Annotated in this window: 16 protein-coding genes; all 16 read left to right on the forward strand. The window is 45.2% G+C overall.

From position 1 onward, the window contains the following. Positions 1-2: 2 nt before the first annotated feature. The 16 genes from MKY97_RS12095 to MKY97_RS12170 all read left to right on the forward strand — a co-directional run bounded on the left by MKY97_RS12095 (position 3) and on the right by MKY97_RS12170 (position 11,805). The gene (locus tag MKY97_RS12095) at positions 3-1,082 is read left to right on the forward strand and encodes a transposase (RefSeq protein ID WP_342555656.1); all 1,080 of its coding nucleotides are present in this window, start codon (positions 3-5) and stop codon (positions 1,080-1,082) included. A gap of 182 nt (positions 1,083-1,264) precedes the next feature. Next, complete coding sequence (locus MKY97_RS12100) at positions 1,265-1,621, forward strand: NIPSNAP family protein (protein WP_342555657.1); 357 nt, start codon at positions 1,265-1,267, stop codon at positions 1,619-1,621. A 25-nt stretch (positions 1,622-1,646) separates the two neighbouring features. Further along, positions 1,647-2,141, forward strand: a complete 495-nt coding sequence (locus tag MKY97_RS12105) for a GNAT family N-acetyltransferase (RefSeq protein ID WP_342555658.1) — start codon at positions 1,647-1,649, stop codon at positions 2,139-2,141. A gap of 66 nt (positions 2,142-2,207) precedes the next feature. Then, on the forward strand, positions 2,208-2,675 hold the full coding sequence (locus tag MKY97_RS12110) for a GNAT family N-acetyltransferase (protein WP_342555659.1): 468 nt from the start codon (positions 2,208-2,210) through the stop codon (positions 2,673-2,675). 42 nt (positions 2,676-2,717) lie between these two features. Continuing rightward, on the forward strand, positions 2,718-3,293 hold the full coding sequence (locus tag MKY97_RS12115; RefSeq protein WP_342555660.1) for a GNAT family protein: 576 nt from the start codon (positions 2,718-2,720) through the stop codon (positions 3,291-3,293). Beyond that, on the forward strand, positions 3,293-3,928 hold the full coding sequence (locus MKY97_RS12120) for a hypothetical protein (protein WP_342555661.1): 636 nt from the start codon (positions 3,293-3,295) through the stop codon (positions 3,926-3,928). The genes MKY97_RS12115 and MKY97_RS12120 overlap by 1 nt, the downstream gene beginning before the upstream one ends. A gap of 11 nt (positions 3,929-3,939) precedes the next feature. Continuing rightward, on the forward strand, positions 3,940-4,977 hold the full coding sequence (locus tag MKY97_RS12125; RefSeq protein ID WP_342555662.1) for an alpha/beta hydrolase: 1,038 nt from the start codon (positions 3,940-3,942) through the stop codon (positions 4,975-4,977). Between the two features lie 230 nt (positions 4,978-5,207). Next, entirely contained in the window at positions 5,208-6,410 is a 1,203-nt protein-coding gene (locus MKY97_RS12130; protein ID WP_342555663.1) for a glycoside hydrolase family 5 protein, read from the forward strand. A gap of 219 nt (positions 6,411-6,629) precedes the next feature. Beyond that, on the forward strand, positions 6,630-7,169 hold the full coding sequence (locus tag MKY97_RS12135) for a GNAT family protein (RefSeq protein ID WP_342555664.1): 540 nt from the start codon (positions 6,630-6,632) through the stop codon (positions 7,167-7,169). A 215-nt stretch (positions 7,170-7,384) separates the two neighbouring features. After that, the gene (locus MKY97_RS12140) at positions 7,385-7,783 is read left to right on the forward strand and encodes a hypothetical protein (protein ID WP_342555665.1); all 399 of its coding nucleotides are present in this window, start codon (positions 7,385-7,387) and stop codon (positions 7,781-7,783) included. An 83-nt stretch (positions 7,784-7,866) separates the two neighbouring features. After that, positions 7,867-8,124, forward strand: a complete 258-nt coding sequence (locus MKY97_RS12145; protein ID WP_342555666.1) for a hypothetical protein — start codon at positions 7,867-7,869, stop codon at positions 8,122-8,124. 36 nt (positions 8,125-8,160) lie between these two features. Further along, complete coding sequence (locus tag MKY97_RS12150) at positions 8,161-9,015, forward strand: aminoglycoside phosphotransferase family protein (protein WP_342555667.1); 855 nt, start codon at positions 8,161-8,163, stop codon at positions 9,013-9,015. 85 nt (positions 9,016-9,100) lie between these two features. Then, on the forward strand, positions 9,101-9,649 hold the full coding sequence (locus MKY97_RS12155; protein ID WP_342555668.1) for a glutathione peroxidase: 549 nt from the start codon (positions 9,101-9,103) through the stop codon (positions 9,647-9,649). An 84-nt stretch (positions 9,650-9,733) separates the two neighbouring features. Continuing rightward, entirely contained in the window at positions 9,734-10,582 is an 849-nt protein-coding gene (locus tag MKY97_RS12160; RefSeq protein ID WP_342556309.1) for an AraC family transcriptional regulator, read from the forward strand. 221 nt (positions 10,583-10,803) lie between these two features. Further along, a complete protein-coding gene (locus MKY97_RS12165; RefSeq protein ID WP_342555669.1) occupies positions 10,804-11,052 on the forward strand; it encodes a hypothetical protein in 249 nt (82 codons plus the stop codon). Positions 11,053-11,205: 153 nt separating this feature from the next. Next, positions 11,206-11,805, forward strand: a complete 600-nt coding sequence (locus MKY97_RS12170) for a nitroreductase family protein (RefSeq protein ID WP_342555670.1) — start codon at positions 11,206-11,208, stop codon at positions 11,803-11,805. The last annotated feature ends 17 nt before the right edge of the window (positions 11,806-11,822 follow it).

Below are 11,822 nucleotides of genomic sequence, written 5' to 3' on the forward strand. Positions count from 1 at the left end.
CTATGTCTCAGACCATAACGGTTAAGGTAAAGCTGCTGCCGACAAAAGAGCAGATCCGATTATTGCAACAAAGCAGTCATGAATATATCCGAGTTGTTAATACACTCGTGGCCGAGATGGCAGAAGAAAAGAAAAGATTGAAGAAGACAACAAAAGACGTTCCTGGTAATCTACCAAGTGCAGTAAAAAATCAAGCGATTAAAGATGCGAATAGTGTGTTCTCTACCAAAGTTAAGAAAAGTAAATACGCAATCATACCGATCCTAAAGAAACCGATTTGCGTATGGAATAACCAAAACTATTCTTTTGACTTCAAGCACATTTCTATTCCATTCCTGGTAGAGGGAAAATCCAAGCGTGTAAAAATTTGTGCATTGTTTATAGGCAGGGACCATCGAAACGCTGACCTTTTGAAGCATAAACTTGGTACGCTCCGTGTCACGAAAAGCTCAGGGAAGTGGGTAGCCCAAATTGCTGTCACCATGCCAACAACTGAAAAAACGGGTGTGCGGATTTTAGGTGTTGATTTAGGGCTAAAAGTTCCTGCCGTAGCCATCACAGATGATGATCAAGTTCGCTTTTTTGGGAATGGACGAGAAAACAAATACAAGAAACGGAAGTTTCGTAGTGCTCGTCAAAAGCTGGGAAAACAAAAGAAAGTGAACGCTATTCGCAAGTTAGATGATAAAGAACAACGATGGATGAAAGACAAAGACCACAAAGTTAGTCGTGAAATTGTTCATTTCGCAGTCGAGAATAAGGCTTCTGTCATTCGCTTAGAGCAGCTAACAAATATTAGGCAGACGACAAGAACAAGTCGTAAAAACGAAAAGAATCTACACACCTGGTCATTCAACCGTTTGGCACAATTCATTGAATACAAAGCCAATATGGCAGGGATTAAAGTAGAATATGTGAACCCTGCCTATACAAGTCAAACCTGCCCGGAATGTTCAAAAAAGAACAAGGCACAAGATCGAAGATATAAGTGCCCATGTGGATTCAAGAAACATCGTGATATCGTTGGGGCGATGAATATTCGCTGCGCAACTGTGATTGGCGGTAACAGTCAATCAGCCTAAGATGCTATATGCACTGTCTTAGGAGGGGTAATGGCTTACCCTGGTCTTAGCATCTGTTCAAAGCAGAAATGAAATGAGGACGTTAAGATAGCTAAGAATCCCAGTCACCTTAGTGACCTTGCCCCTTTAGGGGTGGGAGTGTCAAAAGTGGAATCATCGTTCGATGAGAGGAGGTTATACCGGTGATTTACCGCAGGAAAACGTATGTTGTTGCTTCTAGTTTTGTCGATGAATTTAACGCGCTCTTTAATGATATTCTGCTTCCTGCGCAGCTGAAATACGGAGCCAGACTGATAGGCCGATGGCATACGCAGCTGGACGAAGAGAACAGTGAAATCTTTGCAATGTGGGAATACGATACGATGGAACAGTATGAAGAGATTGAACAAAAGATTAAGGCAGATCAAGACCATATACGGCGAGTACAGGAACGATATGATCAGCTTGGAAGACATCGATCCTCTGAAGTGTTTCGTCAGGAGATAAGGCAGCAATTTTTCACTTCAACGGTGGATCGAGAACGGACGATTTTACGTTAAACTATTACCGCAAGGAGTGTTCTGAATGCTGGAGACCAAACGGCTTACGTTCCGTGAATATACCAAAGATGATTTTGAACATCTGTATACGATGACAAGCGAGCCCAATGTCATGAAATATATCCGGCATGGTGGTCCTTGGACGAAGGAAGAGACGATGCAGTCGCTGGAGAAATTTGTGCAGTGGAATAAGAGCGGCCAAGGGCTTTTTCTGGCGTTTAACAAAGAAGATGGCCAGCTTATCGGTACTTCGGGATTAATCCCGCAGGTCATTGAAGGTATGAAAGAGTTGGAAGTAGGTTACTGGGTCAGAGAGCCATTTTGGGGGCAGGGATACGGATATGAGCAGGCTAAAGCGTGGAAAGAACACGGTCTGCGGCTGGGTCATAAACGTCTCATATCTTTGATTCAACACGGGAATGCGGGTTCTATGCGAATCGCGCAAAAGAATGGCATGATTCATGAGAAAAATGTGGGTATCAACGGGAAACAAGTGGCGGTATTTTCAATTGAGGTGTAAGCCGTGAAAATCCGCATTATCGGTGCTTACAGCAGGAAAGTATTGAACGCTGAATGAGGAGATCACATGAGAACAAATATAATCCAGATTCACCCTGTTACACGAGATAATTGGGAAGAGGCACTGCAGATTTCGCTGTATGAAAACCAGACCCATCTGGTTCCAAGTGTGATAGAGGGCCTCGCCTATGCTTATGTCAAACCGTGGGATGAAGCGTTTGATCCTTACGTTTTGGAGATGGAGGGCCGAGTCTTCGGCTTCTTTTATTTGAGTTATACACCTGGGAGCACAGATAACTACTGGATCGGCGGCTTCCAGATTGACAAGTCGTTTCAAGGTCAAGGAATGGGGAAACGGGCTTTGAGCGCCGTGATCGACTTCATCATCCGGAAGCATCCGTCCTGCCGTATCATTTCATTGACTGTTGAACGAGATAATCACATCGCTCAGCACCTATATACAAGTGTGTCATTTGTGAGTGAGAATCAGACGAATGCCGATGATGAGGTTATTTATCGACTGAAAGTAAATTGAATCAGAGTTATACAAAACCTGCTTACAGGGAGGGCGATCCATATGAGAACGATCGATTACAGTCAGTATTACTGGCAGGATGACAAGGTCCGGCTGCGAGCTATTGAGGAAGAGGATTGGGAGAGCGTGTATGCGGAAGGCTTTGATTCTCCTGCGCGCATTTTGCTTGAGTGTGCTGTCGAGCTCCCGCCAACCATATCTGGGGCTAAACAATTCGTGGAACAGAATGCAGCGTTCTCATCAACGAATGGCCGGATCATGTTTACCGTTGAAAATCTTGATGGGGATATCATAGGCGGAATTAATCTGAACAGCATCGATGAGCGTAACGGAACGTTTAGTATCGGCATTGTCATTGATAAGCCTTATCGCGGCAGGGGATACGGCACAAGTGCAATGAATATTTTGCTGAGCTATGCTTTTTTGGAGCGCAGACTCCACAAGTTCAATGATTATGTGCTGGAAGGTAACGAAGGATCAGCAAGAATGATGCAGAAACTGGGGTGTGTGCAGGAGGGAATTCGTCGTCAGGTGGCGTACATTAATGGGAGATATATGGATTTTATTCTGTTCGGATTAACGAAGGATGAGTATCTGGCAAAAAGGGAGCTTGACTGATGACAACCGTTGGATTATTAGGAACGATTCATAATGAAGCACTCAGGGAACGGTACAGCTGTTCCCTGTCTTTATATAAGCGGATCATTAACGACTTCCAACCAGACGTAATTTGTGGTGAAGTGCATCCACAGAGCTGGCTGAAGTATAGGAATGATCCAGAGGACAAGGGGTACTGGGGAGAACCTGCAAGTGAGTATTGGGATATGATCTTTCCACTGTGTGAAGAACAGCGCATTCCCTTTGTACCGATCGATTGGTTTGAACTCGATGTGTGGAATGATTTTGATCCATTTAACGGATATGATGCCGAAGCACGAAAAGCACTGGAGCAGCAGGATGATGCATGGTTTGCGAAGCAGATGGAAACGAGCACCTATGGGAACATCCCGTTTAATTCCAATGAGTTTGACCAAATCACCAGAATGAAATACGAATGGTTATATGAGATCAACCCCACATCGCAAACGGTTCGCTGGCTCGTTCGCAACCAAATTATGATGCAGCGAGTGAAGAACGCGATTAAGGATCACACAGGTAAGCGAATCCTCTGTATCGTAGGGGCGGACCACAATTATATCTTTCATGATGAATTTCAGGATGAAGCGGTTGACTGGATTTATCCGTTAAAGTAAAAGGAGAGCATATGAGAAAGAAGATAGCCAAGGCTTGCAAGTACACGATGTTCATCATCATTGGTATGATACTGCTATCTCTCATCTTTCCTACATGGACTCCGAATATTCAAGGGGAGAACAGTATTAGCCGACTGGAGCAGGTTGTTGTTAATGGCACAGGCCATGAAGTGATGATTCGAGGAGCGGATCGAGCGAATCCGGTGCTGCTTTTTGTACATGGTGGGCCGGGATATTCTGAAATTCCTTACGTGAGAAAGTACCAGCGTGAGTTGGAGCAGTATTTTACAATTGTGCATTATGATCAACGCGGAAGCGGGAAGTCGTATCATTTTACAGAAGATTATTCGGATCTGACAACAGATACGCTCGTCGATGATCTCATAGCTTTAACTAAGCATATTACAAAGGAACTGGATCAGGAGCAGGTGATCTTGGTCGGTCATTCGTTTGGTACATATATCGGGATGAAAGCAGCTGCCAAAGCGCCGGAACAATTTCAGGCATACATTGGAATCGGACAGACAGCCGACACCATTCAGAGCGAAATGGTAACGTTGGATTATACAATACAGCAGGCAGAGAAAGCAGGAAACAGGAAAGATGTGAAGCAATTGGAGCTTTTGCGTGATTCCGTCCAGCAGGGTGAAGGGCTAACACCTCGAACTTATGTGCAAAAGTATGGTGGATCAGCCAGGATGATTCATGAAAATATCGATTATGCTGCCGGATTTCTGTTAAGTCCGGAATACAATGGACTGGATGTGATCCGGTTTTATACTGGAATTCTCCGATCACAAGATCGTCTTGTGCGAGAGTCGTTAGATCATCCTTTGCCCGAACTTGTAGAACAGGTTCACATTCCGGTGTATTTTCTGATGGGGAAGTATGATTATATGACAACCCTGAAGGCAGCCAGCGATTATCTGGAAAGATTGAAGGCACCAGAGAAAGGACTCGTGATCTTTGAGCAATCTGCGCATTACCCCCAATTTGAAGAGAAGGAAAAATTCGCGGCTTGGCTGGTTGAACATTTGAAATCGCATTAAAAAAAGATGCAGAAACATGTCAAAACAAACGAGAAAATGAACTTTATTTTCCATAAATGTGTTATTATGTTGTTGTTAGACTGCTTTTTCGCTTCAGGATCCATAGCGTAGAGAAGGGAGGATTGCCTTTTTCGATTCCATGATACTATCATTCGAATTCATCCAGATGAATCACTAATCTGAAGGAACTGCAACTGCTTGTTCAAAATCAAATAAGCGGAGGTTAAGTGATGATGAAAAAATGGAAGAAACTTGGTATTGGGAGTTTAGCCCTGCTCTTTATGGCTGCAGCAGCGTTCACTGGGTGGAGCGCCAAAGCATCGGCGGCAGACATGAGATCATTAACCGCTGCCCAGATCACTGCGGAGATGGGAGCAGGCTGGAATCTGGGTAATCAGCTGGAAGCTACGGTAAACGGTACACCTAATGAAACGTCATGGGGCAATCCAACGATTACCCCAGAGCTGATCAAAAAGGTAAAAGCCTCAGGATTCAAAACGATTCGTATTCCGGTTTCTTATCTCAATTATATTGGAAGCGCTCCCAATTACACGGTAAACGCGGCATGGCTGAATCGCATACAGCAAGTTGTAGACTATGCGTATAACGAAGGCCTGTACGTGATTATCAATATGCATGGAGATGGATTTCACTCCATTCCCGGCTCGTGGCTGCATGTAAACAGCGGCAATCAGAATGTGATTCGGGACAAGTATCAAAAGGTATGGCAGCAGGTTGCTGCCAAGTTCAGCGGTTATAACGAACGTCTTGTATTTGAATCCATGAATGAAGTATTCGATGGTAACTATAACAACCCGAATACATCGTACTACAGCAATTTGAACGCGTATAATCAGATTTTCGTGGATACGGTTCGGAAGACGGGCGGTAACAACAATGCCAGATGGCTGCTTGTTCCGGGCTGGAATACAAACATTGATTACACGGTTGGAAATTACGGCTTTGTCGTTCCAAGTGATAATTTCAGATCCGCTGCGATCCCAAGTTCGCAGAAACGAATTATGATCTCGGCACACTATTATTCTCCTTGGGATTTTGCTGGTGAAGAGAATGGAAACATTACGCAGTGGGGAGCGACAGCGACCAATCCTGCCAAAAAGTCAACATGGGGACAGGAGGACTATCTGGATTCCCAGTTTAAGTCTATGCACGATAAATTCGTGACACAAGGTTATCCCGTCGTGATGGGAGAGTTCGGTTCCATTGATAAATCCTCATATGATTCGAGCAGCAGCACGTATCGTGCCGTATACGCCAAGGCTGTTACAGCAGCCGCGAAAAAGTACAAGCTGGTTCCGGTATACTGGGACAACGGGTTTAACGGTCAGCATGGGTTTGCTTTGTTTAACCGGTTTAACAATACGGTGACACAGCAAAATATTATCAATGCGATTATGCAGGGTATGCAGTAATAACATCATCAGTCATAAGGTCAGACGGCATGTTTCTCTATGAGGAACATGCCGTTTTCAATATGTTTCACGCGTATCGCATCTAATGAGAACAGTTTTCACGTTTGGTTTGCGAATTTTACATAAGCAGCAAGCAGAATTCATAATATGCCGCACATCCTTGGTTATACTTAATTTTGCTTTGATCTAGCGAACTTTAAGGATTGGGTGGTAGACAGAATGTTGAAGAAGCGTGAGCTGCATGAATGCCAATCACTGTACAGCTTGATGATGGACCCCGCGGTTGCTCCTTATGTTCGTTATGCATGTCAGTCACAAGAGGAATTGCTGTTTTTAACCCGGCAACTGATCGCCGAGGAAGAGCAGGGAACTGTGATCTCGCGTACCATTATGGATGAAACGGGAACCGCCATCGGTACCATTGATCTGTATCACATCGTGAACAACACCGGATTCCTGGCAACCTGGATCGGTGCACCATACTTCGGCCGTGGATACAGTCAACAAGCAAAGTCGGTCTTCTTAACAGAGTTATTTCTTGAACAAAGCATACAGACCGTTTTTATGAAAATACGCAGGCAAAATGTGCGCTCCCGCAAAGCCGTGGAAAAACTATCTTACGTCAGACTGGCGAATGACCTTTATCCACAGGTTGCCGAGGCGATTAATGTGAAGCATCCGATATACGATCTATATCATGTCGAGCGGTCTGCTTTTCTCGAAAGCCGTGCAGAGCTGCATCCTGCCGCGGTTACATGATAAGCTGGAAGCAGCTAATCCGGGTTATTATTTTAAGTTAAAGGTTCAATTCCAAGTTTCATCTCAAAAATACAATACGCCTCAGCGCCGTCCGTAATGACGACGCTGTTTGATGTGCGCGTATACCGATTATTTAAGGTCCTGTAGAAATTCCCTAATGGAAGAACATGGATTATACTAGAAGTTAAGCACATGAAAGAGAGGAGTACATGCTGTTGACAAAAGAGATCTGGATACCCATGGATCAAATAAAGGATCAGCAGCCCATTTGGGCAGGGACCCGAATTCGAATGGCTGAGATTTCGCCGAATATGCCCATGCCATCAATGGAGCAGACTGAGCCGATGGAACGGACAGAACGAACGAAAGAGACAGAACATCACACGGTACAGCATACAGAACAGCATACAGAACAGCATACAGGTCAGTACACCGAATACTTGCTTTCGTACATCTATGGCCATTCGGATGCTCTGCAGCTAACCTGCTTAACGCAGGGTGAGGCGGGAAATATCGGAGGAGTCATTCCTAAAGACCTGCCCAACCATTATGCACTCGCTCAAACACTCAAAACATGGTTAACCGGAGTGTACAGTGAGGTTCTTTTTGAATAAAGGCGGTGTGTCAGTTACGTCGTGAGTGCTTGTTAAATTGATGTGCACAGCACGTTTGGACATTTATGAAGGAGGTTTACGTTTTGGATCAGATGAACAAGATTTTGGGTGTCGTATTAATGATTGCGAGTGTATTGATATCCACGCTGGAGCGAATGTCCATCCGGTTTTCGGCGGCACTGGTGGAGGCGGGCAGCGGTTCGGAACAAGCTCTCAGGGAGGTAAGCCGAAAGGTGGATGTGCCTACAGGTTTGCTCGTATATTTCATGTTTTTTGTCGGATTTGTGCTGCTGGTTTCCGGTTTCCCGGGAACTTACAAGAATAAAGATAAACGCAAATAGGGTACGGCCAAAGAGCTGTAACAAGGAGGGAGTCCAGTGTCCGAGCAGCAGGAGGAGAAGTTAACAGGCGGTAATGTGAATGAGGTGGTGCGTGTTGGAGATACGGTTCGCCGGAGTAATCGTCCGGATCGGTATGTACATGAACTGCTGCTGCATTTGGAAAAAGAGGGCTTCCATCAGGCGCCGCGGTATCTCGGCATTGATGCAGCGGGCAGGGAAATCCTCTCTTACCTTGACGGAGACGTCTCGGGTAACGATTATCCAGAGATAGCAAGTTACATGTGGTCAGATGATGCATTAACAGCAATCGCACGCCTGTTAAGAGATTATCACGATGCCACCCTGAATTTCAGCGCGACGGCCCGTCCCGGCAATAGCTATCCGGGGATAGGAGTAAAGAAAAAGGAAGAAGAAATGGAATCCGTACAGGCTGTAAACGAGGAAGCAGAAGTCATATGTCATAATGACTTTGCGCTGTACAATTTGGTATTCAAGGATGGCTTACCGAAGGGGATCATCGATTTTGATCTGGCTTGTCCAGGTCCGCGTTTATGGGATATCGCCTACACCTTATATACCTGTGTTCCACTTGCGACTTTTTCGCCTCAGTTGGATGAGGGATGGGAGAAATCAGTGATCCCATATGATTGTGCATCGCATGCAGTCGCTCGGAAGAGACGGATTGAATTGTTTATGGAAGCTTACGGGCTGGATGTTCCGCCCGATCTGCAGCAGTGGGTCGTGTCGCGCATCCGCTTTATGTGCCAAACACTGAAAGATCGTGCCGCTGCAGGTGACGCGGCGTTTGTAATGATGGTTGAAGAAGGTCATTTGGCTCATTATGAGAAAGAGGTCATTTTTTTGGAACAGCACTGGCAGGAATGGTCATAGCTTAGGCTCTATGCTTCGTATATAATGAGAAGTGATTCTACGAAAATAAGCAGTTACATAACCATTGCGAGGTGCACTTCAACTTATGCCAACTATCTATGATTTTACTGTGACCAGAACGAGTGGAGAGCGCTTCCCGCTGTATCAATATGAAGGAAAGCCTGTACTGATTGTGAACACGGCCAGCAAGTGCAAGTACACCCACCAATTCGATGATATTCAGAAACTGTACTATGAATACAAAGACCAGGGTTTGCAGATTATCGGTTTTCCATGCAACCAGTTTGCTGAGCAGGAGCCGGGCAGCAGTGCGGAAGCGGAATCTTTCTGCCAGATTAACTACGGTGTGAAATTTTCGATGTTTGCCAAACTGGACGTTAATGGTGAAGCGGCGCATCCGCTGTACGACTTTCTGAAAAAGTCAGGTCCATTTGCGGGTTTTGATGAGAGCGATATTCAGGCCAAACTGCTGAAGCTGATGGTGGCGGACAAAGCACCAGAGTGGCTGCATGGAGACGCAATTAAATGGAATTTCACCAAGTTTCTGATTAATGCCGAAGGACAGGTCGTTCGCCGTTTTGAACCGATTGATTCCATGGACGAGATCAAAGCAAGCATCCGAGAACTGTTATAAAATAAGAGGAATAGGAGCAGGACAGCACCTTATGAAAGAGCAGTCCTGCTTTTCTTACGGACAGGAGGTGATGACGTGCCCAGCATGATGCAGTTTAACGCTCCACTGGCGTATACCTATAAAGCCACGAGTCAGTTTGATCCCGGGAAGTCAGACGGATTTCATTCGCATCCGCACTATGAAATCTATTATTTTCATGACGGAGAATGTAATTATATTATTGGGGATCGGGTATATAACCTGGAACCGGGTGATCTGGTATTAATGCATGGACTGACGCTGCACCGGCCGCATCCCAAAGTCGGCAAACCCTACGTGCGTACAACCCTTCATTTTGACCCATCTGCTATTCGCAGCAGTCTGCACCCGGACCGCATTCAAGAGGTGCTGAAGCCGTTTGATGAATTGGGTAACTGCCGGGTAAACCTTGCCGGTGATATTCGTAGGGAATTCGAGGCGCTGCTGCACGATTTACATCACTTATCCAGCCATTCCTCCAAGTTCAGGCAGGAACGCATGCATGTCCGGGTCTGTGATCTGTTATATTGTGTGGCAGAAATCTGTCAGGGTCATGTACAGGAACAGCGTCTATCATCGGAAAAAGAGAGACATGTGCAGCATATCATCCGGTATGTCGATACCCATTACATGCATGACATCGGACTGGATGATCTCGCACAGGAGCTGCATTTGTCGAAGCCCTATTTGGCAGGCATGTTTAAGGAAATGACCGGACTGACCATATTCAAATATCTATATGATCGACGCATCAATCAGGCGAAGCTGCTGTTTCAGTTTCAGCCTGAGATGAGTGTGACGGAAGCCAGCCGATTGTCCGGTTTCAAGCGCCTGTCTCATTTCAGCCGGATTTTTAAACAAAGTGTGGGCTGCTCGCCCGACTTGTATCGAAGTCAGCTACATCGGCAGCTGTAGGGACCGGGCAGGTTTCCAAACGAAGTTTGACAGCGAAGGTAAATATGTTATTCAGAAGTCGACCAGCAAATGATGGGGTCGGCTTTTTAGATTTTATTTTACAGCAGCTGCAAATGTTTAGAAATCCAGGCGAACAGGTAAAGAAAGGTAAAGAATGGATGCGATGAAATGATCATTAACCATCCGAATTATGAGAAATCAACTGCAGGAGGCGAAGAATCATGGAAAAGCAGACACCAGCACAGCAGCGAAATGATGGCACGCAGGACAAAATGCATGACCGCCCAGATCAATACAAGACGGAAAAAGAAAGCATGCTGGACCGATATGAGCAGGAACAAACCGTAGATCCCATTCCGATGCAGGATCTGAATATGGAAGCGCAAGAAGAGAAAAATAAAGATCAGACCAAAAGTAATTCCTCTACAGAAGAGAAGTACCGGGCAGATTACCGTAAGAGAGATGAATGAGATGAGCAGGCTGTGGAAACATAAAAAGAGGAAAGTGTAAACCTATTAAGTTGATAAGAGTGAAAATAAAATAGTTTATTGACTAATGTAGGTTACTATATTATAGTTACTGTATTGGCAGTGAACTATAAATCATTTAGGAGGCGTATGCGAATGTCTACTTTTTTTGAGGCGTTAAAGAACAGAAGATCCTATTACGGAATCAGTAAGGAATCTACAATCTCGGATGCAAAGATTCAGGAAATCGTCGAAGAAGCGGTAAAGTATACACCGACTTCATTCAACTCACAAACCTCCCGCGCAGTTGTACTGCTCGGTGAACAGCATGATCAATTATGGAATCACACGGAAGACATTTTGCGTGAAGTTGTAGGAAATGAAGAGGCGTTCCAATCTACAGCGGAGAAGATGGCCGGTTTCCGTAACGGATACGGTACCGTTCTGTTTTTTGAAGACAACAATGTGATTGCACAGCTGCAGCAGAATTTTGCTGCCTATGCAGACAACTTCCCGATCTGGGCCAATCAATCCAACGGTATGCTGCAGCTGGTCATCTGGACAGCTTTGGAACAAGAGGGACTCGGGGCTTCCCTGCAGCACTACAATCCATTGATTGATGAGAAAGTGAAGCAGGAATGGGGCATTCCGGAGAACTGGAGACTTATTGCTCAGATGCCATTTGGTAAGCCAACAGCGACACCAGGCGAAAAAGAATTCCAGCCGATCGAAGAGCGTGTTAAAATACACAAGTAAGAAAGTACACGAGACCA

The organism is Paenibacillus sp. FSL R7-0652, assembly GCF_038595045.1.
Lineage (GTDB): Bacteria > Bacillota > Bacilli > Paenibacillales > Paenibacillaceae > Paenibacillus.